Source organism: Paenibacillus sp. SSG-1 (assembly GCF_002224835.1).
Classification (GTDB): Bacteria; Bacillota; Bacilli; order Paenibacillales; family Paenibacillaceae; genus Paenibacillus_AQ; species Paenibacillus_AQ favisporus.
Genome location: NZ_MBRK01000001.1, coordinates 220,917 through 246,031 on the forward strand (window position 1 = coordinate 220,917; position 25,115 = coordinate 246,031).

The following is a 25,115-nucleotide window of genomic DNA, read 5'->3' on the forward strand; positions in this document are numbered from 1 at the left end:
TGAGTCTTTTATAGCATGAGAGGGATTTTGAGATGTTGCTCTCCCATTCGGGCATATGCCCGTCTCAACCGATGAACATAAATAAGGCATCAGCCGGGTATACCAACCGGTTGATGCCTTTCGATGATTTGCGCACGACTAAAAAATGCCCATGCTCAGATACCGTTCTCCGGTATCCGGCGCAATGCACAGCACCCGTTTGCCGGGTCCCAGACGCCGGGCTACCTGCAGCGCGGTCCAGACGGAAGCGCCTGAGGAGGGGCCGACCAGGATGCCTTCTTCGGCGGCAAGCCTGCGCGTCGTTCCGATGGCGTCTTCGTCGCTGACCTGAAAAATTTCGTCGTAGACGTCCGTGTTCAGGATCGGCGGGATGAATCCGGGGCTGGTGCCCACCAGCTTATGCGGTCCCGGCTGGCCGCCGGATAGCACGGGCGAGCCTTTCGGCTCGGCGACATAGATGCCGATGCCGGGGAGTCTCTCCTTCAGCACTTCGCCCGTGCCGGTAATGGTTCCGCCGGTGCCCGCCGTTGCGACGAAGGCATCCAGCCGTCCTTCCATCTGCTCCAGAATTTCCAGCGCCGTCGTGCGGCGGTGGATATCCGGGTTGGCCCGGTTCTCGAACTGCTGAGGAATGAAGCTGCCTACAATTTCCCGTTGCAGCTCCTGCGCCTTGCGGATAGCACCAGGCATCCGCTCCGCTGCCGGCGTCAGCACCACTTCGGCTCCATACGCCTTCAGCAGATTGATCCGCTCCTTGGTCATGTTGTCGGGCATCACCATAATAGCGCGGTATCCTTTGGCCGCCGCGTTCATCGCCAGCCCGATGCCGGTGTTGCCGCTCGTTGGCTCGATAATGGTCGAGCCCGGCTTCAGCAGGCCGTCCTGCTCCGCCTGCGCGATCAAATTATAAGCGGCCCGGTCCTTGACGCTTCCGCTAGGGTTGAAGTATTCGAGCTTCACGTACACGTCGGCATCCTGTTCTCCCGCCAAACGGCGGAGCTTGACCGCCGGGGTATCGCCGATGAGCTCGGTAATATTTTGCACAACTTTCGGTCCAGTCATGGGGTCCATCTCCTTGTCAGTTCATCAGCCGGTTCACAGCTTCTAAGCTTTCCGTTCATTATAGAACTTCGGCAGGGAGATCACAACGTAGAGGCAGCGGAAGGAGATACCGGCGAGGGCAGCGTGAAAGGCTTTGTGGCCGGCTTAAAGAACGCTTTTGTCCCTGGCTTTGGCTGCCGCGGACGCTTTGGATATTTTCGCGGGCAGGACAAAGAACAGCAGCTGCATCAATGCGAAAATCAGCAGGGCGATTCCTTCCTCCGCCAGCAAATATAAGGGGTGCGGACCGAGAAAGTCCAGAATCGAAGCGGTCGGCGGCTTGTGCATCAGAAACATGTAGTTGGACCCCAGCATCCAGTTGATGAGGCCAACTCCAAGTGCAAGAACGTTCAGAAAAATCATTGTCCAGCCGATAGATCTCCAGGTGGGCTGAAGCTTTTCGACCCAGGTCATGTAAAGGGATGCCAAAATGATAAGCATATGGGCAGCGAAAAATTGAAAGAACCGGAAATGAGGGTAGGCAAAATCCAGGCTTGGGGTGATGAGGGCCTGAAGGGCGCCGCCGATCCCGGCGAAGAACAGGATTTGATAGAGGAAGCGGCTGCGGACGGCCAGCATGACGACCGAGAGCAGCAGCGTAATGCTGCACAGCTCGAGCGGCAGCGTGGACTTGATGTTCCAGTAGCCTTCTGTTATGTTCCATATGTCGAGTGCGATTTCGGAGGCGATCAGACAGGCGATGATCAAGTAACGGACCATCTGCCTGGCCGGCATGCTGTCCTGAAGGCGGATTCTGCCCAGGAACATCAGGATGCAGGCGAGCACGAAGACCGTCAGCGCAGCAAGGTGCGGGCCGGAAAACATGACGAACGAATGGCTCATACATTCATGCTCCTTTGCTACTAAAGATCGTAAAGCTGACGCTTATCTCTTATCATATCCACTTTCTGGAATATCGCAAGATCTGAAGGGCGCCTCCTTCAATCGGGTATAGGTATGGTAAGCGGATTTATACTTGGAAAATTATTGTTGGTCAATACTATGGATGGAGTCGATGGCTATGGATGAGACGATAACCCCCGCCGAGCGGGTTCGAATCGGACTTTCCGGCTGGGGGGATCATGACGACATTTACGAAAAGGGAACCAAGGCGGGGGAGAAGCTGGGGATGTACGGCAACGTGTTCCCCATCGTGGAGATGGACAACTCCTTCTATGCGACTCCCTCGCCGGAGCGTATGGAGAAATGGGCTGCCCAAACGCCGGATTCCTTCGGTTTTGTGGTGAAAGCTTATCAGGGAATGACCGGACACGCCCGGGGGAAAAGCCCTTATCCCGATTCCAGGACGATGTTTCAAGCGTTCCGGGAGTCTGCGGAGGTGCTGCGCCAGGCTGGCAAGCTGAGCGCCGTGCTGTTTCAGTATCCGCCGTGGTTTGACTGTGAGCGCAAGCATGTGGACATTCTGCGCCGGACCCGCGAGTGGATGGACGGATTTCCGCTGGCGTTGGAATTCCGCCATCAGAGCTGGTTTGCCGGGGAGATGAGGGAGAAGACGCTGGCCTTTTTGAAGGAAGAAGGATGGATTCATACCGTCTGCGACGAGCCTCAGGCCGGAGAGGGATCGGTGCCGCTCGTTCTGGAGGCGACCCGTGAAGACGTGTCGCTTGTGCGGCTGCATGGCCGCAATGCGGCAGGATGGCATTCCAGCGGTCAGCCCAATTGGCGGGAGGTCCGGTATTTGTACAGGTACAGCGACAAGGAGCTTGAGGAATGGAAGGAGCATATCGGGAAGCTGCTGGAGAAAACCCGGGAATGCTGGATCATTTTTAACAACAATTCGGGCGGAGATGCGGCGGACAATGCAATTCAGCTGATGGACAAGCTCGGCATGAAGACCCCGGAGAAGCCTCCGGGACAGCTGTCGCTTTTTGGCGAAGGAGAGCTGTAAATATTGTCATATACGAGAATGGGTGACAAACTTAATCCATCTGTTTTTTAGATGATAACTATATTAAATGGTTATTTCAGGTCTGGCTCCGAATTGTTTATAATAGAAATTGAGCCGCTTACATTTTCGTGAAATGGCTTACATTACATTGCATTGATTGTTCAGATTTCCGTCCAAATATAGATTGAACAATGAAGCGGTTTATTCATTCTATATGACTATTAAAAAATCAAGGCGGAGGTATCACGTTAACGATGATAACCAATAAGAGAGACGAGCAAGCGCAGGGGGCTTGGGAATCGTATTACGGGCCCAATCTGGGATACGTCCAGGAACAGTACGAACGTTATGTAAATGATCCGGAATCGGTGGACGAAACGTACCGTAAAGTGTTCCAGCTGTGGGGAGCGCCGCCGATGGCGTCTGCCGAGCTGGAGCCGGCTGCGGCACCGAAATCCGTCGCTTTGGATGGCAACCTGCTGAAGAAGGGCGTTGACGCAGGCAAGCTGGTGTGGAACATCCGCACTTATGGACACCTGGCGGCAGACATTGATCCGCTGGGCATTCTCACCAAAGCCGACACACGGGTGCTTGAGCCAGAGCAGTACGGGCTGAGCCAATCCGACCTGGAAGCATTTCCGGCTTCATTGATCTGGGACGGAGCTCCCGATAACGTGAGAACTGGCTGGGAAGCCATCCAGAAACTGCGTCAAACATATACAGGCACAATTGCTTATGAATTCAGCCACGTCCATGAAGTGGAGGAGCGCGTATGGCTTAACCGCCAGGTCGAGAACCAGTCTGTGGTTCCTTTGAACGCAGAGCAGAAAAAGGCGTTGCTGGAAAGACTGGTGGAAGTAGATCAATTCGAGGAGTTCCTTCACAAAACTTTTGTCGGGCAGAAGCGCTTCTCCATCGAAGGAACCGACACGATGGTTCCGATGCTGGATGAGCTTGTCCGCCACATGGTGGACGAAGGCGCAGAGCATATTTTGATGGGCATGGCCCACAGGGGCCGTCTGAACGTGCTGGCTCACGTGCTCGGCAAGCCTTACGATAAAATTTTCGCGGAATTCCATCACTCTCCGAACAAGAAGCTGTTCCCTTCAGAAGGATCGATGGGCATCAATTTCGGCTGGACTGGAGACGTGAAATACCATCTTGGCGCGAACCGTACCGTTGAGGGAGCGAGCGACGTCAAAGCGAAGATCACGCTCGCGAACAACCCGAGCCATCTGGAGTACGTTAATCCGGTCGTCGAGGGCTTTGCCCGCGCCGCCCAGGAGGACCGCACCGAGCCGGGATATCCGCAGCAGGACGTAAACAAAGCCGCGACGGTGATCATTCATGGGGATTCCGCATTCCCGGGCGAAGGCATCGTGGCCGAGACCTTGAACTTCAACAAGCTGCCGGGCTTCCAGAACGGCGGAACGATTCATATTATTGCGAACAACAACATCGGCTTTACGACGGAGAGTAAAGACTCCCGTTCGACGCATTACGCAAGCGACCTGGCGAAAGGTTATGAAATTCCGATCGTTCACGTGAACGCCGACGATCCCGAAGCGTGCATCAACGCGATGCGCCTGGCCAGCGAATACCGCAACAAGTTCAAGAAGGACTTCCTGATTGACTTGGTCGGCTACCGCCGCTACGGCCACAACGAAACGGACGATCCGGATACGACCCAGCCGCTCGTATACCAGAAAGTGAAGGCTCATCCGCGGGTTGCCGCCATTTATGCGGATATCCTGATCAAGGAAGGCGTGATCAGCAAGGAAGAATCCGCGCAGATCATCCAGCAGGTTCAGGAGCGCCTGAAGGCGGCATACGACCGGATTAAGGACAAGGAACAGGATCCGGCCAACTCGCATCACCAGACGCCAGCCGAAGAGCGGATCGCCAAGATCAAGACGGCCGTGCCGATTGGCAAGCTGCGCAAGATCAATAAGGATCTGCTGAGCCGTCCGGATGACTTCAACGTCTATCCTAAGCTGCAGCGTATTCTGGAGCGCCGGGAAACTGCGCTGAACGAAGGGGAAAAGGTGGATTGGGGTCTTGCAGAGACGCTGGCTTTCGCCTCGATCGTCGCGGACGGCAAGCCGATCCGGCTGACCGGTCAGGACGCCGAGCGGGCCACTTTTGCACACCGCAACTTGGTGCTGCATGATACGAAGAACGGCTCGACTTACTGCCCGATTCATCATCTGCCGGACGCCAAGGCATCCTTTGCAATTTACAACAGCCCACTGTCCGAAGCAGCGGTGCTCGGATTCGAATACGGCTACAACGTGTACTCGCCGGAGACCTTGGTCATTTGGGAAGCCCAGTACGGTGACTTCTCCAACGTGGCACAGGTGATCACCGACCAGTTCATTTCGGCCGGCCGCTCTAAATGGGGACAGAAATCGAGCCTTGTAATGCTCCTGCCTCACGGCTACGAAGGCGCCGGACCGGAGCACTCCAGTGCCCGTCTGGAACGGTTCCTGCAGCTCGGCGGGGAAGAGAACTTTACTGTAGCGAACGTTACGACGGCAGCCCAGTACTTCCACTTGCTGCGCCGTCAAGCAGCACTGACCGAAAGCGAAGATGCGCGTCCGCTGATCTTGATGTCGCCGAAGAGCCTGATCCGGAATGCCCGCGTGGCTTCCAGCCCGGCCGAATTCGCCGAAGGCTCCTTCAAGCCTGTGCTGGAACAGCCAGGTCTGGGCGGACGTCCGGAGCGCGTAGAGCGCATCATCCTGTGCAGCGGGAAGATTGCCGTTGAACTGGAGGAGGCGCTGGAGAAGAGCGGCGAGGCGAACGAATGGCTGCACATCCTCCGTGTGGAGCAGCTGTATCCGTTCCCTGAGAAGGAAGTCGCCGGCATTCTGGCCCGCTTTACGAACGTGAAGGAAATTTTGTGGGTACAGGAAGAGCCTGAGAACATGGGAGCATGGCGCTACATCGAGTCCAAGCTCCGCAAGGTGGCGCCGAAGGATACGCCGGTGAACTACAACGGCCGTCCGGAACGCTCCAGTACGGCGAGCGGCTTCCAACAAGTACACGCCTTCGAGCAGCAGCAAATCGTTGCGGCAGCATTGAATCAAAAATCCATTAAGCATAACATCACTCTGGGGAGGTAGCGGCAGTGAGCGATATTACAGTACCGGCAATGGGAGAATCCATCACAGAAGGAACGATTTTTAAATGGCATGTGGAGGAAGGCCAGGCAGTTAGCCAAGGCGACGTCCTCCTCGAACTTGAAACGGATAAGGTCAATTTGGAAATCAGTGCCGAGGAAGACGGCGTGGTGGAGAAAATTTTGAGAAAAGACGGGGATACGGTTCAAATCGGTGAAGTGATCGGACGTATGGGCACCGGCGGCGACGCCAAACCGGCATCCGCACCGGCAGCGAAGGAAGAGGCGCCGCAGGCTCAGCAGCCTTCTGCACCAGCAGCGGCACCAGCCCAACCGGCAGCGCCAGCAGCAGCCGAGCCTGCACGTTCCGGCGAAGGCGAAGGTTACCTTGCCGCGTCGCCGGCCGCACGCAAGCTGGCCCGTGAGCAGGGCATCGACCTGGATCAGGTATCGAGCCGTGATCCGAAAGGCCGCATTTATCCGGACAACGTGAAGAACCATTCAGAAGCTCCGGCAGCGCCTAAGGCTGCTGCACCGGCGCCGCAGGCAGCCGCTCCAGCAGCAGTATCCCAGCCGGGCAAACCGGCGGAACGCACACGCATGTCCCGCCGCCGCGCGACGATCGCCAAACGCCTGGTAGAAGCGCAAAGAACGGCCGCCATGCTGACAACCTTCAACGAGGTGGACATGACGGCGATCATGGACATCCGCAAGCGCCGCAAAGATGCTTTCAAAGAGAAGCATGAGATTGGCCTCGGCTTCATGTCCTTCTTCACCAAAGCGGTGGTGGGTGCGCTGAAGAAGTTCCCTCACCTGAACGCGGAGATTGACGGGGAAGACATTATCGTGAAGAAATACTACGATATCGGTATCGCCGTATCGGCCAAAGAAGGCCTCGTCGTGCCTGTCGTCCGTGATGCCGATCGCCTCAGCTTTGCCGACATCGAAAGAGAGATCGCCACGCTGGCCGGCAAGGCGCGCAGCAATACGCTGGCGCTGTCCGAGCTCCAGGGCGGAACGTTCACGATCACGAACGGCGGAACCTTCGGTTCCCTGCTGTCCACGCCGATCCTGAACGCACCACAGGTTGGTATCCTGGGCATGCACAACATCCAGCTTCGCCCTGTGGCCATCGACGCCGAGCGGATGGAGAACCGTCCAATGATGTATATCGCCCTGTCCTATGACCACCGGATCGTCGACGGCGCTGATGCCGTACGCTTCCTGGTGACGATCAAAGAGATGCTGGAAGATCCGGAATCTCTGCTGCTCGAGGGTTAATATTATATTCTACAAGAACGTATACAACGAAACGGACTGCCTGCAGGCAGTCCGTTTTTTCTTGCGTGTGAGGAGAGGCACGCCTGTCCATGACCCGCCGGTGGGAAAATTGGCTGAAGACGCAGGGTGACCAACACAAATAAAGCAGAAGCACCCTCTGGGCACCCCTGCTGTAATATCCAATACGCTCAAGGTATACTTTTGGAAAATATGTTCAGATTCCCCCGAAGGCATGGTACTATCAAAATACGCGCCCGCGGTCTTCTATGTTAACAGGACAATGGATGGATCGATGTATTGTTGAGGCGTTCGAGCTTGCGGATAATTTCCTTCTGCCACCGGGTGTCTTGCAGCTGCTTCGCCAGGTTTAAAAGGTCAAGATAATCGTCAACCCGCAAGGAAGCGTATTTTTGATCAGGGGCTTTCACCATGGTCGTCGACTCCTTATGATATGTTAATGAATGATGACTCGAGATCATTGTATCACACATTCATTCTCAATGATAATCTTTCTCACTAATTTTTATGAAAAAATTGTTGAATTCGATTCAGAGGAGGAGACCTGCCGATGAACAAACCGTTGAAATGGCTGGAGTGGGCCAAACAGATTCAAGCCGTTGCCCAGACAGGATTGGCATACTCGCGGGACGTATATGACCTGGAACGCTTTGAACAGCTTCGGGCGCTGAGCGTAGAGATTATGCGGGAGTACACCAATGTTGAGACCGAACTGCTGACGGCACTTTTTGCCGGGGAAGACGGATACGCCACACCGAAGGTGGATGTGCGAGGGGTGATTTTTCAGGAAAATCAAATTTTGCTTGTCCGCGAAAAGGCCGAAGGGGAATGGTCGCTGCCAGGCGGTTGGGCGGATATCGGGCTGTCGCCTTCCGAAATTGCCGTGAAGGAAGTACGGGAGGAGTCCGGATTTGTGGTTACACCGACCCGGCTCCTGGCCGTGCTCGACAACCTGAAGCATAATCCGCCGGGACCGTATCATGTGTATAAAATATTCATCGCCTGCGAAATCACCGGCGGCGAAGCGGCTGAGGGGGTAGAGACGAGCGGCGTTCAGTTTTTTGCAGAGGACGACCTTCCCGCCCTGTCGCAAATCCGTAATACGGATGAGCAGATCAGGCTGATGTTTGAATTGAAGCGGCATCCGGAGAAGGCCCCCGTCTGGGATTAAACATAGCACAAAGACAGGAAAGGATTACATATGCTGCAGACGTTTGTGACTACAGTGTACCAGGTGTTCCTCCCGATATCTCTGCCGGTAATCGGAGGGGCGCTGATCAAGCATTTTAAGCCGATCGATACCAAGCCGATCTCCACGCTGTCCCTGTACCTGCTGAGTCCGGCTCTTATTTTCGAAACGCTGATTGGGGCTGACATCAGCTACGGTGAGATTACGGATACGGTTCTGTTCACGGTCCTTAATATGCTGCTGCTCTGGGGGATTGCTGTAGGGATTGGAAAAGCATGGTCGCTCCCGGCCGCCGAACGGTCAGGCCTCACGCTGACGGCACTGTTTACGAACTGCGTCAATTATGGTCTGCCGCTGGTGCTGCTGGCTTTTGGGCAAGCGGGGCTGGATAAGGCATCGGTGTACGTCATTCTGCAGATCATCATCGTCAATACGCTGGGCGTGTATTTTGCCGCACGTTCGCAGTTTTCCGCAAAGCAGGCGGCGCTGTCGATCTTCAAATTGCCATCGATCTATGCGGCTGTGCTTGCCGTGATTTGCCGGACAGCGCATGTGGAGCTGCCGCAGGAGCTGAATCAAGGAATATCGATGATTTCGGGCGCGTATTCCTCGGTGGCGCTGTTTATTTTGGGGGCGCAGATGGTCAGTGTCAGGAGCGGGAAGACAGCTTATACGGCAGCGATGAACAAAGCCTTCTACGCCGGTCTGGCGATGCGCCTGGTGATCTCACCGGTGGCGTCCGCGCTTCTCTTATACCTGCTCAGTATTCAGGGCGTATTGTTTAACGTTATGCTGGTGCTCAGTTCCATGCCGGCTGCAGTGAACGCGGTCATATTGGCCGAGCAGTTTGATGCGGCACCCAAAGTTGTGACCCGGTGCATATTATGGACGACGCTCGCTTCCTTTGTATTGCTGCCGCTGATGATCGGATGGCTGGGTTGATGGGGCAGAAAGTATGCGTTCGTATTGCGCTACGGCCGCTTGCGGTATTTTAAAATGCAGCCGATCATAATCAGCATCAGCACCAGCGACAGCGTATTGGTGATCAGAAACGGAATGCCGACACCACCTACCGCGATATGAACGGCATAGACCTCCATCAGTCCGATGCCGGCTACGAGCGAGCCGAACGTTTTCAGGCTGAGATCCGCGACCGATTTGGTCCGGATGACCTGAATAATTTGCGGAATCCAGCCGAACGCCAAAATAAATCCGCCGATGAGCTGCATGACTGCATAAATCATGGCTAACGCCTCCCTTTATGAGGCTATTATATGCCCGGCGGGCTCGTGTCCGTGAATGGACCGGGACAGGTCTGGTACAATAAAGAATAGGATGGATGAATGAAAGGATGACAACATGCTGACGATAACGGAATACGAAGCGGAGAAGATCAAGGACCCGTTCCGCATTTTGCAGGGAACCCGCTATGAATTCAAGCTCGACATCGAGGTGCCTGATGACGATGAGCTTTATACGGAGAATGGACTATATGTCCGGGTCATTTACAAGGTCGACGAAGACCAATCCGCGGTCGTGAAATACGAAATTTATGAAAAAACGACGGGGCAGTACCTCGATTTTGACCTGGAGGAGGACGAAGTGGAGCTGCTCGAAAACTTCTGCCGGGACCACCTGGACGAGGTCGACGAATAGCTCTGCGAACCTCCGCAACTTGGAGTGGAGTGATCATGTCATCCGCTGCCGGGTACATTACATATAGGATGAATCTGGGGAGTGATGAGGATGAAGCATACGGTACAGACGGTTCCCTACGGGTACGAGCCTCCGGTGCAGAAGCGTAAGGGCACGCTCATTTATTACGATACGTTTGAAGAGACCGATGAAGAAGGTCTGAATGAAGCGGAGTCACTGGCCGGCGTGCTGTCCTTTTCCAAGCTGGTGCTGTATCCGCTGCATGAGGAGACGGTGCGGAGAATGACCAAGGAACCGGTCAGCCCGTATTATAAACGGGAGAAACGGTTGGAAGCCTGGAGGTCTGATGGACACGGGAAGACGGTCATCGAGAACTGGGAGGGGCGCCGGAAAAAATACACGCCGGTGGAAGCCGCCCTTCGCCATCTGACGGAGAAATATCCTGCGCCGCATTTTCTGCTGTTGACGCCGGATATGGCGAATCGGTTTGCCAGTTACAGCACCTTTGGGGAGTGGATCGTCAAGCTGAGGCTGCTGCTGACGGAAGAGCCGGAGGCGGTGCATCCGAAGCTTGAGCAGTACAGCCACCGCTGGGATACCGCTCAAGGAGCAGTCTCGAAGCAGCACTGACCTGGTAAGCCGCGCCGGATCGGTTCGATGTTTAACGAACTTTCCACGAGGAGCAGCTCCACAAAAGCTGAATACCGCCGCTAAGCGGCAGTCCGCCGGTGCATATGGACCCATCGATCATGGGAGGCGCCTGGCGGGCTGCCGACTTTTTTTCGGCCATGAACAAGCGTCCCTTAGTCATAACCGCCTTCAGCTGCCGGCAAGGCCTGATAGGCTTCTTTGGCGTTTAATCCAAATGAGAATCCTGAGAGCACCCGGCCAGGAACGTCATAGCGAGATATCAATCCTCTTTTCATTGCACTCCCTCCCTATGTATCTTTTATGACGAGAACCGATCAGCAAGAGTTACATCCCATGTTCCGCTTAAGCTGCAACCGTCGCTGGCACATTCTGTTTTACCAACAAGAAGTGCACTCCCAGCACGGGCAGAATCCCTTTACTACGGTTGCTCATTCCCGGAAACCCCGGTAAACTTATAGTTGGACTGAATCAAGTCATTCTCGAAAGTCATCATGTATCTATTACCTAAAGTCAAAGGTTGAGTTTAAAAATGTGGCGCAGCCTTGAGAGCTGCATGGGCCGCCGCTGAATTTGCATCGTTAGGAGTTCTTATTTATGAGTGTGGAGACCCCTTCTTTGGAACGGGCACAGGAAATGCTGCAAAAATATTACGGCTATCCCGACTTCCGGGAGGGCCAGAAACATATCGTATCCAGCCTCCTGAAGCATCAGGATACGCTGGGCATTATGCCGACGGGTGGGGGCAAGTCGATCTGTTATCAGATTCCGGCGCTGATGCTGCCGGGCCTGACCTTGGTCGTATCGCCGCTGATCTCCCTGATGAAGGATCAGGTCGATGCGCTGACGGCGATGGGCATCGCCGCTGCATACATCAACAGCACGCTGAGCGGCAAGGAAGTGAACGAGCGGATCCGCGCGGCCAAGCGGGGGGAGCTGAAGCTCCTGTACGTGGCGCCGGAGCGGCTTGAGCTCGACTGGTTCCGCGACGAAATGGCCCAGCTGGAAATTTCCTGCGTGGCCGTCGACGAGGCCCACTGTGTGTCGCAGTGGGGGCATGACTTCCGGACGAGCTACCTGTCGGTAGCTCCGTTCGTGGAAGGGCTGCCTGAGCGGCCTATCCTGGCGGCGTTCACCGCGACGGCTACCCCAGAAGTGACCGAAGACATGGTCCGCCTGCTGAGGCTCCAGGAGCCGGAAGTGTTCGTCACCGGGCTCGGCCGGGACAATCTGGCCATGTCGGTGCTGCGCGGGGAGAACAAGCGCGATTTTGTCATGAGCTACGCCGAGGCGCATAACAGCCAGCCGGGGATTATTTACGCGGCGACGCGCAAGGACGTGGACGATTTGTACCAGCGTCTGAGCAGCGTGGGCTTGGCCGCAGGCCGCTATCATGCGGGGATGAGCGATGAAGAGCGCGCCGCCAGTCAGGAGGCATTTCTGTACGACGACATCCGGGTGATGGTTGCCACCAACGCGTTCGGAATGGGCATTGACAAGTCAAACGTCCGGTACGTCATTCACTACAACATGCCGAAAAACATGGAGGCTTACGTCCAGGAGGCCGGACGCGCCGGCCGGGACGGCGAGCCGAGCCAATGTATTCTGCTGTTCAGTCCGCAGGATATTATTACGCAGAAGTTTCTGATCGAGCAGAACCCGCAGGAAACGGACCGCAAATCGAACGAGTACCGCAAGCTTCAGCAAATGGTCGATTACTGTTATACGACCCGCTGCCTGCGCAGCGCGATGCTGGACTATTTCGGCGAATCTCACGAGGACAAGCCCTGCGGGATTTGCAGTTCCTGTACGGATGACCGCGAGCTGGTCGATATGACGGTCGATGCGCAGAAAATTTTCTCCTGCGTCCACCGGATGCGCGAACGCTTTGGCGTATCGCTGGTAGCGGCGGTGCTGAAGGGCTCGAAGAATAAAAAGGTGCTGCAGTACGGCTTTGACAGCCTGTCCACTTACGGGACGATGGCGAACCGGACGGAGAAGGAAATTTCCGAGATCATTAACGTGCTCGCCTCGGAAGGGTATCTGGCGCTTTCAGAAGGCCAGTATCCGGTGCTGCGGCTGCAGCCGCTGGCGGCCGAAGTGCTGAAGGGCCAGCGGCAGGTGCTGCAGCGCACCGCGCGCCCGGCAGCGGTTCAAACGGGCGGCCGAAGCTCCCGCAGCCGCGACGTCTCGCCGTCGGCGGTCAACGAGACCGTGTTCGAGCAGCTGCGCCTGATCCGGCGCGAGCTCGCGGGCAAGGAGCATGTGCCGTCGTATATTATTTTCAACGATGCGACGCTGCGCGAGATGAGCGTGGTATGCCCGCAGACCGAAGATGAAATGCTGAATATTAAAGGCGTCGGCGAGGTGAAGTTCCGGAAGTACGGCAGACCGTTTCTTGATTTTTTCCAAAATCAGAGCGATGATGCCTACGCTGGCGGATATGATGAATAAGAAGAAGGTCGTGAACCGATGAAAGTCCTGTTATCCACCCTGAATGCCAAATACATCCATACCTGCCTGGCGATCCGCCTGCTCAAGGCATACAGCCAGCATGAGTTTGATATCGAGCTGGCCGAGTATACGATCAAAGATCCGGTCATGAACATCGTGTCCGACCTGTTTCAACGGAAACCCGACGTCATCGGGTTCTCCTGCTATATTTGGAATATCGAAGAGACGCTGAAAGTGATTGAGATCGTGAAGAAGGTCATGCCGGAAGTCACGATCGTGCTCGGCGGACCGGAAGTTTCCTATGACACCCAGTATTGGATGGAGCGGATGCCGGCGGTCGATTTCATCGTCATGGGCGACGGCGAAGAGACCTTCCACCATTTGCTGCAGGTGATCGAAGGAGACCGCAAGTTCCATTTTGTCTATGGCGTTGCTTACCGGAAAGGCGATGAAGTGATCATCAACCCGCCGCGGCCGAAGAGCGACCTCAATACGCTGCCCACGCCGCACCGTTTTCCCGAGGATATCCCGAATTTGGGGAAGCGAATCGTCTACTTCGAGACGAGCCGCGGTTGCCCGTTCCAGTGCCAGTTCTGCCTGTCCAGCATCGAGAACGGCGTCCGGTATTACGACATCGAGCGGGTGAAGTCCGATATTACGTATTTGATCGACCACGGCGCAAAGATCATCAAGTTTCTGGACCGCACGTTTAACATTAACCATCAATATGCGCTGGAGATGTTTGATTTTCTCATTAAAAATAACCGCGGCTGCGTGTTCCAGTTCGAAATTACGGCAGACATCATGCGTCCCGAAGTGCTGCAATATCTTGCTGACAACGCGCCCCCGGGGATTTTCCGGTTCGAAATCGGCGTACAGTCGACGAACGATCCGACCAACGTCATCGTCAAGCGACGGCAAAATTTCGAGAAGCTGTCCCGGACCGTCAGCATTATTAAAAACAGCGGCAAAATCGACCAGCATTTGGATCTGATCGCCGGTCTGCCGGAAGAGGATTATGAAACGTTCCGCAAGACGTTTAACGACGTGTTTGCCCTGGGACCGGAAGAGCTGCAGCTCGGTTTTCTGAAAATGCTGCGGGGCACCGGCCTGCGCCGCGATGCCGGTAAGTACGATTACACGTACATGGATCAGGCGCCTTACGAAATTCTCGGCAGCCATAAGCTGCCATTTGCCGACATCGTCCGCCTTAAGCGGCTGGAGGATGTGCTGGAGAAATACTGGAACGCGCACCGGATGGATCATACGCTGAACTATCTCATGACCCATGAATTTCCGTCACCGTTCGACTTCTTCCAGGAATTCGGCGACTATTGGGAAGGACAGGGCTGGCAGAAGATCGGCCATCAGCTCGAGGACCTGTTCACGCGTCTGGCCGCTTTCCTGAAGCAGCGGGAGACGAAGCGCATGGATGTGATTCTGGGGCTGATGAAGCTGGATTACTTCCTCAACCATAAGTACAAGCCGCGTAAAATATGGTGGGAGCAGCCGCTCGCCAAGGACGATTGGAGCAGCCTGATGAGAAAGGTCACAGAACATCCGGAGCTCGTCTCGGGGAACTTCGCTTCCTTGGGCTTGTCCGAACGGGAGCTGCAAAAGCATGCAGTGCTTGAAGTGCTGCCATTTGCGCTGGATGACTTGCTGGCCGGCAGAGAGGACGGAGCGGAGGCTTCCGGGGGGACGGTGCTGATCGTGCTGTACCAGCAGGACGAGAGCGAACTGCCGTCGTTCTATACGATGAAGCTGCAGCCGGCGGAGTTGCTGTAACTGAACATGTTAAGATCGGCAAATTATGAGCGTCGATAATATGCAAAGAAAAGCCGCTGCACGGGGTATGACCACCGTGCAGCGGCTTTTGTTCATTCAGGCCTTGGACCTGCGGGTATTTCTTCGAAGAAGGGGAAGGGCACTACACATGCCGCTCCAGCCAATCGAGCAGCTCGGTCATGACCTCGTCCCGGTTCATCTCGTTCAGCATTTCATGGCGTCCGTTCGGGTACAGCCTGCATTCCACGTCCTTGATGCCGATGCTGCGATAAATGTCCTCCAGCCGCCGGACGCCCTTGCCTTGTTCCCCGACCGGATCGAGTTCCCCGCTGAAGAGGTACACCGGCTTATCCCGGGGAATGCCGTCATAGCTGCCGGGATTTTGAATATCCTGCAGCAGGCTGAAGAAGTCGTAGAAGAATGAGGTCGTGCAAATGGCTCCGCAGTACGGATCTTCAATGTATTTATCGACTTCCTTCGGATCCCGGGAGAGCCAGTCAAACCGCGTCCGGGTCGGGGCAAAGCTGCGGTTGTAGCTGCCGAAGACCATTGCGTTCAGCAGGACGCTGCGGTGCGACTCCCCCTGGAGTGCGCCCTGCAGCCTGGCGACCGCTTTGCCGGCGTTCAGCATGCTCCGCGGGCCGTTCGTGCCGGACAGAATAAAGCCGGTATACGGTCCGCCGTCCGTCTCCATCACCCGCTGCACGAGGAACGACCCCATGCTGTGCCCCATCAAAAAATGGGGAATATCCGGGTGCCGGTCACGAACGATGCCGCCGAGCTGCTGAATGTCCTGGAGCATATGCCGGAAGCCGTCCTTGCCGGTATGGCCGAGCCGCTCCACATTGCCGGCGGTCAAGCCGTGCCCGCGCTGGTCGTGGGCATATACGGCATAGCGGAACCGCGTCAGCAGCGCGGCGAGCCGTTTGTAGCGTTCGGCCGTTTCGCACATGCCGTGGGTGATCTGCAGGACGGCCTTCACTCCAGCCGGCTCGTCGGGAAGCCAGGCATAGACATGGATCTGCGTACCCAGCGGATCCGTCATCGTAAACGTTTGTTCCCGCAATGGAGGTCACTCCTTCATTCTTTCGTGAATGACAGATGAATCAGAAGAAATGCCCCGTGCCCTATAGGCTTAAGGCAGGTAGGAACGGAGAACGGTAGCATTTCCTTTTAGCTCATATTGACCGAGATTAGCCGGAAGCAGGAAGCACTGGCCGGCTTTGTAGTCCTGCGAGCCGCCGTCCCAGGCGATGGAGCCGCTGCCGTCACATACGACCAAGATGGTGAAGCTGTCCGGCGTGGTGGAGAGGCTCCAGGATCCGTCCACGATTCCTTTTTCCACGATGAAATAAGGGGACTTCGCCAGCTGCAGCCATTCGCCCGCAGCACTGCCGGCGGTCTTCATCGTGGTGGCCCCGGATCCTTCGTAGGCGATGACGTTCAGCGAATCTTCAATGTGCAGCTCGCGCGGCTTGCCGTCCAATCCCGGACGGTTGTAGTCGTAGAGGCGGTATGTCGTATCGGAGTTCTGCTGGATTTCCGCTACGACTACACCGGCGCACAGCGCATGCACCGTGCCGGCAGGGATATAGAACGTGTCTCCGGCTTCGACGGAAACTTCCTGCAGGCTGTCCATGACGGTTCCGTTCTCGAGCGCTTCCTTCATCACCTCGCGTGTAACGCCTTCCTTAAGGCCGTAGATGATTTTGGCGTCCGGCTTGGCGTCCAGCACGTACCACATTTCCGTCTTGCCGAGCTCGCCTTTCGGCAGCCCCTCATAGTCGTCGGTCGGATGCACTTGGACCGACAGGTCGTCATTGCAGTCCAGCAGCTTGATCAGGAGCGGGAAACGGCCGTTTTTCTCGGAAAATCCCTTGGCGCCGAACCATTCCTTGCCGAATTGTTCGCGGACCTGGTCCAGGCCTTGGCCTTTCAGCTCCCCGTTAATCACGGAAGTCGTGCCGTTCGGATGATCGGCGATCATCCAGCCCTCGCCGATATGTCCCTCCGGAATCTGCAGCCCGAACTGTTCGAGCGCCCGGCCTCCCCATACGCGTTCTTTAAACTCCGGCTGAAATAATAATGGATAAGGTTGTGTCATGTCTTCATCGTTCCTTTCTTGGGTTCGTGTGATCGCTTGGGATAAACCGCTACTATGTAAAACAATACCTTGGGCCGGGCCGATCCCCTTGGACCGGAATCTATCCGGATGAAGAGGGCGGCAGGGGCCCTGGGCACAACGGTTTCAAAGTGTTTCAGCATGCTGCACCGCCTGGTGGGGCGGAAGTTCGCGGCACGAGCCGCTTGAGCGGCCAGCGCGCTATTTTTTCTCCAGCGCAATGACATAAGGGGCATCCGCGCGCTGCAGCTGCCTGTATATGACGGCTTGGGCCGATGACTGGGGCAGGGCGGTGGCCCAAGCGGTTACCGCCTGGGCCTCCAGATCGCCGCCGGCATGACCCGGATACAGCACGGCCGTCATAATGCCCCGCCGTCTCAGCAGGGACAAGCCGGCTTCCAGCGCTTCAATCGTGCTGTCCGGCGTGGTGATGACGGCTTTGTCCGCCTCCTCGGCAGGCAGGTAGCCGAGGTTGAACATCACCGCCCCGACCCGGCCGTGCACGCCCTCCGGCAGCGCCTCCCGCATCGCGGCATGGCTCTGCAGGTACAGCGTCACCGGAGCGATCCGCTCCGGTGCTTCCTGCGCCAGCCGTTGCCGGGTCAGGGTCAACGCCTGCTCCTGCACGTCAAAGCCGTAGACGTGCCCCTTGGGACCGGCCGTCTTGGCCAGAAAGAGCGTATCGGCCCCTGTACCGATCGTGGCATCCACGGCGATATCCCCGGGACTCAGACGCTCGGCGATTTGTTTGTGGGCAAAGCTAAGAACGGAAAGAAACCCCATGCTATACTTTCCTCCAATACTTACCCTGCCAGCTGTCCCGTGCCTCGAGCTCGGCGTCGATGCCGTTCAGCACTTCCCATTTCTCCTGAGACCACATTGGGCCGATCAGCAGCTTCCGCGGGGCGTCACCCGTCAGGCGATGAACGATCATTTCGGGCGGCAGAAATTCAAGCGTGTCCGCGACCAGCTTAATATATTCATCTTGTTCCAGGAAGCGGAGCAGATCCGCTTCGTACTGCCTGACCATCGGCGTACCCTTCATCAGGTGAAGCAGATGGATTTTGATGCCTTGAACGTCCATGTTCGCCACGGCGCGCCCGGTCTCCAGCATCATTTCGTGGGTTTCCTGCGGCAGGCCGAAAATGATATGCGCGCATACCCGGATGCCATGCCTCCGCAGCTTCTCCACGGCGTCGATGAAGCACTGGGTGTCATGCGCACGGTTGATCAGATCGGATGTCTCCTGGTGAATGGTCTGCAGCCCCATTTCGACCCACAGATAGGTCCGCTCGTTCAGCTCGGCCAAATACTCGATCACATCGTCCGGCAGGCAGTCCGGCCGCGTGGCGATGGACAAGCCGACAATGCCCGGCTGTTCCAAAATGACTTCATAGTACTCGCGAAGCACATCGACGGGCGCGTACGTGTTGGTATAGGCCTGGAAATAACCGATATATCGGGCGTGCGGCCACTTCTCATGCTGTTTGTCCCGGATGCTGTTAAACTGGGTGATCAGGTCGTCGCGCCGGCTGCCGGCAAAGTCGCCCGAGCCCCGGGCGCTGCAGAAGGTGCAGCCGCCCCTAGCGATTGAACCGTCGCGGTTGGGGCAGGTGAATCCGGCATCCAGCATGACCTTGAACACTTTATCGTTAAACTGTTCCCGCATCTCGTAATTCCACGTATGGAATCTTTTATCGCCCCACAGCAGGGGAGAAGAAAGGGTTGGGCTGTTCATGGATGGTACTCCTTTATTGTGCATTGCGGCTTACGCTTGCTCTATTGTAACAAAAATCAGGCCTAAAGGGTATGAGGAGGCCCGTGGGAAACGCTGAGATTTACGGGCTTTTCTCCCCTTGGATTTTGAGCCGTTATTTCATATAGAGGTTCTCCATGAATCGGGGCGAAATACCCGGATATTTCAGGTTCATAGACTGCAAAAAAATGTTTCAAAAACAGCGCCGCTATGCCGCTAATCAGGCGAATATTCCATTGATAAAACTTACATGAAGTGTTATATTTTAATTAGCGTCAGCACCCCGGTTTCGGGGTAAATACTTTATAGAATTCATAAAAGCGTGACGTCATGGCCAACATATTAACCGTGAGGTGATAATGATGAATTCTTCAACTGCTGAGACACAAGGTAAAGGCAAGATTTCTGTAGAGCTGACTCCTGATGAGGCGCTTGCCCTGACAGGCGTAGAATTTAACGGCAATCCGGAAGTGAAAGCGGCTGCCCGCCGCAAAATTCGCAACGCCTTCGAAAAGACATTTGATTTTCAGCATCAAGATGCGGTAGACTATCAACAATGAAACCGTTGGACCCCAATTCCAAATAGATAATGGAAAAGAATTCCGAATTCCTCGTGTTCGCATGAGAGAGACCGGGATTCTTTTTCTTTTGGGGCGAGTCAAGCTTTGCCTCTTTACATTTCGGCTTAAGTTCGGCACAATATTGCAGTAGCGGCAAGTGCCGCGGCAGGACGGAAGTATAACTAGCGGAGGTATGAGATGCGTTTACGCGGAAGAAAAGGAATCCGGGAAAGTCTGGAAGAACAGCAGGGCTTCGTCGTTCTGGACCCCCGGTCGTATAAAGGAAAATGGTCATCGCTCTTTGGCAACGACCGGCCGATCTACGTGGAGTTTGGCATGGGCAAAGGACAGTTTATCAGCCAGATGAGCTATCGCAACCCGGACATTAATTTTATAGGCATCGATATGTATGATGAACTGATTCGCCGGGCCAGCGAGAAAGCTAAGATCGCCTGGGCCGAACGGGAGGTCGAATATCCGCCGAATCTGCGGCTGGCGCTGGCCAATGTCGAATATGCGGAGGAAGTGTTTGCGCCGGGAGAACTTGAGCGGATTTTCCTGAATTTCAGCGATCCTTGGCCGAAGGCGAGACATGCCCGCCGCCGTTTGACACATCCCCGTTTCCTCGACAAATACTGCGGTCTGCTCAACGATAACGGCGAAATTCATCTGAAGACCGACTCGCAGACGCTGTTTGAATTTTCGCTGAATTCCTTTGCGGATTACGGTCTGCAGATGACGAATATCTCGTTGAATCTGCACCGCGAAGGACCGAACGAAGAGCATGTCATGACCGAGTATGAGACTAAATTTGTAGGTCAGGGCATCAACATTCACCGCTGTGAGGTGATTGTGGGCAAGGAAGCGCTGAGCCGGTATCAGAAACAACGGCTGGACAAATACGGACTGCGGCCGGACAAGCCGGGGCAGCCGGAAGAGGCCTCCATCGAACAACCATAAATACAAAATAAGGTGCCTTCCCTCAGGAAGGCACCTTATTTGATTCCAGCATGTCGATGATGCTCTGGGCGCTTTGCATCGGCCGGTAGCGGTCAATGCTCTTCAGCTGCTCTTCGCGGCGCTGCTGGATCGAATCGTATTCGTGAATCAATTTGTTCATCCACTTCGTGATGACCTCCAGAGAGGATATCGGCTCTCCAAGGCCCTGGGCGGTGAAGTACTGGCAGTTCTCTTCTTCCTGTCCGGGAAGCGGATGATGGAAGAGCATCGGGATGCCCTTGGCCAAACCTTCCGTACAGGTCATGCCGCCAGGCTTCGTCACGAGCAGATCGGAAACTTCCATCAGCTTATCGACCTCGGGGGTAAACCCGATCAGCCGGATGTTGGGATGGTTGTAGCTCGGATCCTGTTCGAGCTTGCGGAGGACCTTCTCGTTGTTGCCGAGGCAGAACACGATTTGAATCTCGTCCCTCCAGCGGGTCAGGTAATTGTTGATGACTTCGTCATTCATAATACCCCAGCCGCCGCCCATGACCATCACCGTGGGCATGTTCTTCAGCCCGAACTTCTCCCGGATCTCTTCCTTGACCGGATGCTCCCAGAAGTTCGGATGCACCGGAATACCGGTGACCTCGATTTTGGATGCGGCGACGCCCTGCTCCAGCATCTTCGATTTCACTTCCTGGGTAGAGACCAGGTAGCGGTCCACTTCCGGGCTGATCCAGGTGCCGTGGGCATCGTAATCCGTGATAACCGTGCACAGCGGAATGTTCGAACCGAGCCGTTTCAAGCGGGAAATGACCGCGCTTGGAATCGGATGCGTGCAGACGACGATGTCGGGCCGCAGCTGATTGACGATATTTTTGGTATGTGTATAAAAAATGCGGTGAAGCGCTAATGTCGTAAACCGGTTCAGTGACTTTTTATACTGGTGCCTGTACATCATTCCAACCAGCCTCGGCTGCGAAAGAACGGTCTTCTTGTAGGCGGTAATAATGAGCGGTGCGACCTTGGGATTCAGGAAGCTTCCGAGCTCAAGCACTTTGGTTTGCACACTCGGCGACAGCTTGCGCAGACTGCTTGAGAGTGCGTAAGCAGCTCGAGTATGTCCCGCACCGAAGCCTTCAGATAATAACAATACTCTTTTTTTCATCACTCTCAATTCACCTGTTCCTGCATGTTTTTCCTTATACCCACCATATCGACTTTAGGGCCACAATGCAACTGTTGCTGTAGCTACGGAAGTACCAATTACTGCTCCCGCGAGCACATCGGATGGGTAATGAAGTCCCAAATACATCCGGGAAAATCCGACCACGAGGCTTAAAGCCAAAAAAAGCGCGGTCCACTCAGGATGCCCGATCATCATAGGAACTGCCAAGGAAAATGCTGCCGTCGTATGCCCGGATGGAAACGAATGGTCCACCAGCGGCTTGCGAAAGGTGCGGGTTCCCGGCAGGGCGAGATGCGGCCTGACCCGGGGATACATTTTCTTGGCTGCCGCCACCGGAATGTGGCTGACGGCCAGAGCGACGGCGGCCTGGGCGCCTTGGGTGCTCCATGACGGCGGGGCCAGGACCCAGCACAGGAGGCAGGCACAGATCGTAAACGTAGCCCCTCCGAGATGCGTCAAATAATACAGCCAAAAATTGAAAAAACGATTATGAAGACGTCCGTTGATCCATTGGAAAAGACGCCGGTCCCATAATTGAAGTTTCTTGAACAAACGTCTCATTCCATCCCTCCGTGTACAGCCAATCTTCTATGAAATAATGGCAGATCATGGACAACTCATGCGATGTTTTTCTAAATTTTATCATATTTCCGAAGGGAGCAGAAACTATAACTTCGTAAGTCCCCTTCTTATAATATATAACCCAATACCGGGTCGTTATTTGACACCACCCGTGAACTTTGTCGGGAATCGGCCGATCTTGTCCAAAGCCATTTTTCGCGGAAAAATGGGGCCCGGCAAGGAATTGGCCAACTTTGACTTCCCCCGGAGGAACCTTTACAATGATTCAAACGGGTGCAATCCGTTTATTAAGAATTGATGTTTAAAGTATAACTTTTCTTGGCTTTATCTCGTTTATTTATAAAGTATGCCGATAATCATGGAAACTGATGACTAAAAAAAGGGGGGACCTGAGAAATAAAAACCCGGAAAAGAGATGAAAATAAGAACTAACAGTCATGAATAGGAGCCCGTAAGGGGCTGAACCGTCAGGAAACCGCCTCATTACCGTTTTTTTAGACGAATACGAGGTTTTACGGTTTTGACAAATGACTGAAAAGTGTGGAAAATCGATAGGGTCATCCGAAGCGTTAACAAAACGTAAAAGAATGTAAAAGGTCAAAAGGGTCATAAAGAATTAGAAAAGGGTAACGGCTTTACCGTAATCTATATAGAATGAACTAAAGAAATGAACGTTACAGGACCGCATTGGACCGTTATAACAGGAAGTTCAACAAACTTTAGTTCAATCTATACTACAGAGAGAAACATGATTATGAGGGGTAAAAAAGGGGGGTTCTGAGAGTCATGTTAGACGCCATTTTTATCGCGCTCCAGGTTTTGCTGGCCGCGATCGGTGTGTACCAGTTTGTATTTTCCATTTTGGGACTGTACAGGAAAAAGAGGAAGCAGCATTTTGAACCGACCAAGTCCTTCGCTGTGCTCGTTGCAGCGCACAATGAAGAGCAGGTCGTCGGGGCTCTGATGGAGAACTTGAAGCAGCTGAATTATCCGAAGGAGCTGTACGACGTGTTTGTCATCTGTGACAACTGCACAGACGGTACGGCACGCATCGTGCGCGAGCATGGCATGAACGCCTGCGTACGTACCAACAACAACCTTCGCGGCAAAGGCTACGCCATCGAGTGGATGCTGAAGGAACTGTGGGCCATGCCCCGCCAGTATGATGCGGTCGTCATGTTTGACGCCGACAACCTGGCAGATACGAATTTCTTGAGAGAAATGAACGACGATTTGTGCTCCGGCGCACGCGTCATTCAAGGATACATCGACACCAAGAATCCCGAGGATTCCTGGATTACGGCTGCTTACGGGATTTCATATTGGTACATCAACCGTCTGTGGCAGCTGTCGCGCCATAACATGAACATGGCCAACTTCCTCGGCGGTACGGGGATGTGCTTTGAAACCAACCTGCTGAAGGAAATGGGCTGGGGGGCCACCAGCTTGGTTGAAGACTTGGAGTTTACGATGCGCAGCGTGAAGCGCGGCGTCTATCCAAAATTCAACTACGACGCCAAGGTGTTCGACGAGAAGCCGCTGACGTTCAAGGCTTCCGCAAGACAGCGCCTTCGCTGGATGCAGGGACACTTTACGGTGGCGCGCCGCTATTTCTTCCCGCTGATCTGGCAAAGTATCAAGGAACGCAGCATCGTCAAGCTGGACTTGGCGCTGTACGGGGCGAACGTATACATCGTTCTCTTGACATTCCTGATGACGGCCACGATCTGGGTGGACAATACGTTCTTCGACGGTCCGAACATCGCCAACCTCTACGGCTATCTGCCGTTGTGGCTGAGCTTTGTGGCGATCGGTGCCAACGTCTTTACGTTCCTGGCTGCGATGATTTTGGAGAAGGTCACCTTCAAGAAGGTATATTTGTACCTGGTGCTCTTCCCGATCTATCTGATCTCCTGGTATCCAATCACGTTCTATGCGTTCTTCACGCAGAACAACAAGCAGTGGAGCCATACCCAGCATACCCGCGTGGTAAGACTGGAAGAGGTTCAGAGCAAGCAGGGGTAAACGCCTGGAAGCGGGTTGACATTGTCCGGGCCCTGTGTTAAATTATTTGAGTGCTTTAAATACGAAATGGATTCAAAGCAGAAGCTCCAGCTTCTCACCTGACCGACGAAGGTTGGCGGGTTACTGATCCAATGATTTGTGAATGCGATATTTCATGAAGAGTTGATCATAGGGATGCTGGGTGATGATACCCGCATCCCTTTTTATTTTGCTTCTGCACACAGAAATACCTATTAGATCTGGAGGTGGACGGTTATCAGTAAGGAACATATGATCAATGAGGAGATCCGGGCGAAGGAAGTTCGCTTGGTAGGCGCTGAAGGCGAACAGATTGGCATCAAGCCCCTTCGTGAGGCTCTGCAGATGGCAGCGGATTTGAATCTGGATTTGGTGAACGTGGCGCCGCAGGCGAAGCCGCCGGTGTGCCGCATCATGGATTACGGCAAGTTCCGCTATGAGCAGCAGAAGAAAGAGAAGGAAGCCCGGAAGAATCAGAAAATCGTTGATATTAAAGAAGTATGGTTCCGAGCAAACATTGATGAGCACGACTACCAGACTAAGCTCCGCAATGTCGTCAAGTTCCTGAAGGAAGGCGACAAGGTCAAATGCTCCGTTCGTTTCCGCGGACGCGAAATCGCGCATGCGAGCATCGGCCAGAAGATTCTGGAGCGTGTAAGGGAAGAAGTTGCCGAGCACTCCAGCGTTGAGCGTCAGCCGAAGCTGGAAGGACGCAGCATGATTATGATTTTGGCTCCAAAAGCCCAATGATCC

25 protein-coding genes are annotated in these 25,115 nt (G+C 54.7%); 13 read left to right on the forward strand and 12 right to left on the reverse strand.

Translation table 11 applies throughout. The features are described from left to right. Positions 1 to 138: 138 nt before the first annotated feature. Both cysK and BCV73_RS01290 read right to left on the reverse strand, forming a co-directional pair. On the reverse strand, positions 139 to 1,062 hold the full coding sequence (gene cysK / locus BCV73_RS01285; protein WP_089545693.1) for a cysteine synthase A: 924 nt from the start codon (positions 1,060 to 1,062) through the stop codon (positions 139 to 141). A 144-nt stretch (positions 1,063 to 1,206) separates the two neighbouring features. Beyond that, the gene (locus BCV73_RS01290; RefSeq protein ID WP_089545694.1) at positions 1,207 to 1,944 is read right to left on the reverse strand and encodes a YwaF family protein; all 738 of its coding nucleotides are present in this window, start codon (positions 1,942 to 1,944) and stop codon (positions 1,207 to 1,209) included. A 178-nt stretch (positions 1,945 to 2,122) separates the two neighbouring features. On the opposite strand from BCV73_RS01290, the gene BCV73_RS01295 reads away from it, so the two are divergent. The 3 genes from BCV73_RS01295 (at position 2,123) to odhB (ending at position 7,412) form a co-directional block, all read left to right on the forward strand. Then, the gene (locus tag BCV73_RS01295; protein ID WP_089545695.1) at positions 2,123 to 3,010 is read left to right on the forward strand and encodes a DUF72 domain-containing protein; all 888 of its coding nucleotides are present in this window, start codon (positions 2,123 to 2,125) and stop codon (positions 3,008 to 3,010) included. 254 nt (positions 3,011 to 3,264) lie between these two features. Continuing rightward, positions 3,265 to 6,135, forward strand: a complete 2,871-nt coding sequence (locus BCV73_RS01300) for a 2-oxoglutarate dehydrogenase E1 component (RefSeq protein ID WP_089545696.1) — start codon at positions 3,265 to 3,267, stop codon at positions 6,133 to 6,135. A gap of 5 nt (positions 6,136 to 6,140) precedes the next feature. After that, positions 6,141 to 7,412 (forward strand): 2-oxoglutarate dehydrogenase complex dihydrolipoyllysine-residue succinyltransferase, encoded by a 1,272-nt coding sequence (odhB, locus tag BCV73_RS01305; protein ID WP_076173263.1) that lies wholly within the window; start codon positions 6,141 to 6,143, stop codon positions 7,410 to 7,412. Between the two features lie 269 nt (positions 7,413 to 7,681). Here odhB and BCV73_RS34915 read toward each other — a convergent pair whose 3' ends face one another. Next, positions 7,682 to 7,843, reverse strand: a complete 162-nt coding sequence (locus tag BCV73_RS34915; RefSeq protein WP_163878816.1) for a hypothetical protein — start codon at positions 7,841 to 7,843, stop codon at positions 7,682 to 7,684. 137 nt (positions 7,844 to 7,980) lie between these two features. Between BCV73_RS34915 and BCV73_RS01310 the strand changes: the two genes are divergently transcribed. Together BCV73_RS01310 and BCV73_RS01315 are read left to right on the forward strand one after the other, a co-directional pair. Then, positions 7,981 to 8,601: an NUDIX hydrolase gene (locus BCV73_RS01310; protein ID WP_076173262.1), complete on the forward strand. Its 621-nt coding sequence runs from the start codon at positions 7,981 to 7,983 to the stop codon at positions 8,599 to 8,601. Between the two features lie 30 nt (positions 8,602 to 8,631). Then, positions 8,632 to 9,561, forward strand: coding sequence for an AEC family transporter (locus BCV73_RS01315; RefSeq protein ID WP_089545697.1), 930 nt, complete (start codon positions 8,632 to 8,634; stop codon positions 9,559 to 9,561). 29 nt (positions 9,562 to 9,590) lie between these two features. Here the strand turns inward: BCV73_RS01315 and BCV73_RS01320 are convergent, their stop codons facing one another. Beyond that, a complete protein-coding gene (locus BCV73_RS01320; RefSeq protein WP_089545698.1) occupies positions 9,591 to 9,863 on the reverse strand; it encodes a SemiSWEET family sugar transporter in 273 nt (90 codons plus the stop codon). Between the two features lie 115 nt (positions 9,864 to 9,978). Here BCV73_RS01320 and BCV73_RS01325 point away from each other — a divergent pair, with 115 nt between their 5' ends. Further along, positions 9,979 to 10,275: a DUF6509 family protein gene (locus BCV73_RS01325; RefSeq protein WP_089545699.1), complete on the forward strand. Its 297-nt coding sequence runs from the start codon at positions 9,979 to 9,981 to the stop codon at positions 10,273 to 10,275. Between the two features lie 90 nt (positions 10,276 to 10,365). Next, the gene (locus tag BCV73_RS01330; protein WP_089545700.1) at positions 10,366 to 10,905 is read left to right on the forward strand and encodes a hypothetical protein; all 540 of its coding nucleotides are present in this window, start codon (positions 10,366 to 10,368) and stop codon (positions 10,903 to 10,905) included. A 31-nt stretch (positions 10,906 to 10,936) separates the two neighbouring features. On the opposite strand, the gene BCV73_RS35605 is transcribed toward BCV73_RS01330, so the two are convergent. Together BCV73_RS35605 and BCV73_RS35610 are read right to left on the reverse strand one after the other, a co-directional pair. After that, complete coding sequence (locus tag BCV73_RS35605; RefSeq protein WP_256992710.1) at positions 10,937 to 11,065, reverse strand: hypothetical protein; 129 nt, start codon at positions 11,063 to 11,065, stop codon at positions 10,937 to 10,939. Between the two features lie 13 nt (positions 11,066 to 11,078). Continuing rightward, positions 11,079 to 11,201: a hypothetical protein gene (locus tag BCV73_RS35610; RefSeq protein WP_256992711.1), complete on the reverse strand. Its 123-nt coding sequence runs from the start codon at positions 11,199 to 11,201 to the stop codon at positions 11,079 to 11,081. 319 nt (positions 11,202 to 11,520) lie between these two features. On the opposite strand from BCV73_RS35610, the gene recQ reads away from it, so the two are divergent. Further along, positions 11,521 to 13,377: a DNA helicase RecQ gene (gene recQ / locus BCV73_RS01335; RefSeq protein WP_089545701.1), complete on the forward strand. Its 1,857-nt coding sequence runs from the start codon at positions 11,521 to 11,523 to the stop codon at positions 13,375 to 13,377. Between the two features lie 18 nt (positions 13,378 to 13,395). Next, positions 13,396 to 15,165, forward strand: coding sequence for a B12-binding domain-containing radical SAM protein (locus BCV73_RS01340; RefSeq protein WP_089545702.1), 1,770 nt, complete (start codon positions 13,396 to 13,398; stop codon positions 15,163 to 15,165). A 142-nt stretch (positions 15,166 to 15,307) separates the two neighbouring features. Here BCV73_RS01340 and BCV73_RS01345 read toward each other — a convergent pair whose 3' ends face one another. The 4 genes from BCV73_RS01345 to mnmL form a co-directional block, all read right to left on the reverse strand. Beyond that, a complete protein-coding gene (locus BCV73_RS01345; protein ID WP_179231853.1) occupies positions 15,308 to 16,231 on the reverse strand; it encodes an alpha/beta fold hydrolase in 924 nt (307 codons plus the stop codon). A 69-nt stretch (positions 16,232 to 16,300) separates the two neighbouring features. Next, positions 16,301 to 17,269, reverse strand: a complete 969-nt coding sequence (locus BCV73_RS01350) for a type I phosphomannose isomerase catalytic subunit (RefSeq protein ID WP_089545703.1) — start codon at positions 17,267 to 17,269, stop codon at positions 16,301 to 16,303. A 219-nt stretch (positions 17,270 to 17,488) separates the two neighbouring features. Beyond that, positions 17,489 to 18,070: a tRNA 5-(aminomethyl)-2-thiouridylate-methyltransferase MnmM gene (gene mnmM / locus BCV73_RS01355; protein ID WP_089545704.1), complete on the reverse strand. Its 582-nt coding sequence runs from the start codon at positions 18,068 to 18,070 to the stop codon at positions 17,489 to 17,491. Between the two features lies 1 nt (position 18,071). After that, on the reverse strand, positions 18,072 to 19,025 hold the full coding sequence (gene mnmL, locus BCV73_RS01360) for a tRNA modification radical SAM protein MnmL/YtqA (protein WP_089545705.1): 954 nt from the start codon (positions 19,023 to 19,025) through the stop codon (positions 18,072 to 18,074). A 380-nt stretch (positions 19,026 to 19,405) separates the two neighbouring features. Here mnmL and BCV73_RS01365 point away from each other — a divergent pair, with 380 nt between their 5' ends. Together BCV73_RS01365 and trmB are read left to right on the forward strand one after the other, a co-directional pair. Beyond that, positions 19,406 to 19,603 carry a hypothetical protein gene (locus BCV73_RS01365; RefSeq protein WP_076173251.1) on the forward strand — a complete coding sequence of 66 codons (198 nt, stop codon included), beginning with the start codon at positions 19,406 to 19,408 and terminating at the stop codon, positions 19,601 to 19,603. A gap of 198 nt (positions 19,604 to 19,801) precedes the next feature. Then, positions 19,802 to 20,563 (forward strand): tRNA (guanosine(46)-N7)-methyltransferase TrmB, encoded by a 762-nt coding sequence (gene trmB, locus BCV73_RS01370; protein WP_089545706.1) that lies wholly within the window; start codon positions 19,802 to 19,804, stop codon positions 20,561 to 20,563. Positions 20,564 to 20,585: 22 nt separating this feature from the next. Here the strand turns inward: trmB and BCV73_RS01375 are convergent, their stop codons facing one another. Further along, positions 20,586 to 21,719, reverse strand: a complete 1,134-nt coding sequence (locus BCV73_RS01375) for an MGDG synthase family glycosyltransferase (protein WP_076173249.1) — start codon at positions 21,717 to 21,719, stop codon at positions 20,586 to 20,588. Between the two features lie 51 nt (positions 21,720 to 21,770). Next, complete coding sequence (locus BCV73_RS01380; protein ID WP_089545707.1) at positions 21,771 to 22,298, reverse strand: phosphatase PAP2 family protein; 528 nt, start codon at positions 22,296 to 22,298, stop codon at positions 21,771 to 21,773. A gap of 807 nt (positions 22,299 to 23,105) precedes the next feature. On the opposite strand from BCV73_RS01380, the gene BCV73_RS01385 reads away from it, so the two are divergent. Then, on the forward strand, positions 23,106 to 24,344 hold the full coding sequence (locus tag BCV73_RS01385; RefSeq protein ID WP_076173247.1) for a glycosyltransferase family 2 protein: 1,239 nt from the start codon (positions 23,106 to 23,108) through the stop codon (positions 24,342 to 24,344). Positions 24,345 to 24,614: 270 nt separating this feature from the next. Next, the gene (gene infC, locus BCV73_RS01390) at positions 24,615 to 25,112 is read left to right on the forward strand and encodes a translation initiation factor IF-3 (protein ID WP_076173246.1); all 498 of its coding nucleotides are present in this window, start codon (positions 24,615 to 24,617) and stop codon (positions 25,110 to 25,112) included. The last annotated feature ends 3 nt before the right edge of the window (positions 25,113 to 25,115 follow it).

Coding starts and splice junctions, on each gene's coding strand:
- BCV73_RS35610 (WP_256992711.1), bottom strand. CDS start 11,201: ATGAAAAGAGGATTGATATCTCGCTATGACGTTCCTGGCCGGGTGCTC.
- BCV73_RS01380 (WP_089545707.1), bottom strand. CDS start 22,298: ATGAGACGTTTGTTCAAGAAACTTCAATTATGGGACCGGCGTCTTTTC.
- BCV73_RS01350 (WP_089545703.1), bottom strand. CDS start 17,269: ATGACACAACCTTATCCATTATTATTTCAGCCGGAGTTTAAAGAACGC.
- BCV73_RS01315 (WP_089545697.1), top strand. CDS start 8,632: ATGCTGCAGACGTTTGTGACTACAGTGTACCAGGTGTTCCTCCCGATA.
- BCV73_RS01295 (WP_089545695.1), top strand. CDS start 2,123: ATGGATGAGACGATAACCCCCGCCGAGCGGGTTCGAATCGGACTTTCC.
- BCV73_RS01385 (WP_076173247.1), top strand. CDS start 23,106: ATGTTAGACGCCATTTTTATCGCGCTCCAGGTTTTGCTGGCCGCGATC.
- BCV73_RS01330 (WP_089545700.1), top strand. CDS start 10,366: ATGAAGCATACGGTACAGACGGTTCCCTACGGGTACGAGCCTCCGGTG.
- recQ (WP_089545701.1), top strand. CDS start 11,521: ATGAGTGTGGAGACCCCTTCTTTGGAACGGGCACAGGAAATGCTGCAA.
- trmB (WP_089545706.1), top strand. CDS start 19,802: ATGCGTTTACGCGGAAGAAAAGGAATCCGGGAAAGTCTGGAAGAACAG.
- BCV73_RS01320 (WP_089545698.1), bottom strand. CDS start 9,863: ATGATTTATGCAGTCATGCAGCTCATCGGCGGATTTATTTTGGCGTTC.
- mnmL (WP_089545705.1), bottom strand. CDS start 19,025: ATGAACAGCCCAACCCTTTCTTCTCCCCTGCTGTGGGGCGATAAAAGA.
- BCV73_RS01310 (WP_076173262.1), top strand. CDS start 7,981: ATGAACAAACCGTTGAAATGGCTGGAGTGGGCCAAACAGATTCAAGCC.
- BCV73_RS35605 (WP_256992710.1), bottom strand. CDS start 11,065: ATGGCCGAAAAAAAGTCGGCAGCCCGCCAGGCGCCTCCCATGATCGAT.
- BCV73_RS34915 (WP_163878816.1), bottom strand. CDS start 7,843: ATGGTGAAAGCCCCTGATCAAAAATACGCTTCCTTGCGGGTTGACGAT.
- BCV73_RS01365 (WP_076173251.1), top strand. CDS start 19,406: ATGAATTCTTCAACTGCTGAGACACAAGGTAAAGGCAAGATTTCTGTA.
- infC (WP_076173246.1), top strand. CDS start 24,615: ATGATCAATGAGGAGATCCGGGCGAAGGAAGTTCGCTTGGTAGGCGCT.
- mnmM (WP_089545704.1), bottom strand. CDS start 18,070: ATGGGGTTTCTTTCCGTTCTTAGCTTTGCCCACAAACAAATCGCCGAG.
- BCV73_RS01300 (WP_089545696.1), top strand. CDS start 3,265: ATGATAACCAATAAGAGAGACGAGCAAGCGCAGGGGGCTTGGGAATCG.
- BCV73_RS01290 (WP_089545694.1), bottom strand. CDS start 1,944: ATGAGCCATTCGTTCGTCATGTTTTCCGGCCCGCACCTTGCTGCGCTG.
- BCV73_RS01340 (WP_089545702.1), top strand. CDS start 13,396: ATGAAAGTCCTGTTATCCACCCTGAATGCCAAATACATCCATACCTGC.
- BCV73_RS01325 (WP_089545699.1), top strand. CDS start 9,979: ATGCTGACGATAACGGAATACGAAGCGGAGAAGATCAAGGACCCGTTC.
- cysK (WP_089545693.1), bottom strand. CDS start 1,062: ATGACTGGACCGAAAGTTGTGCAAAATATTACCGAGCTCATCGGCGAT.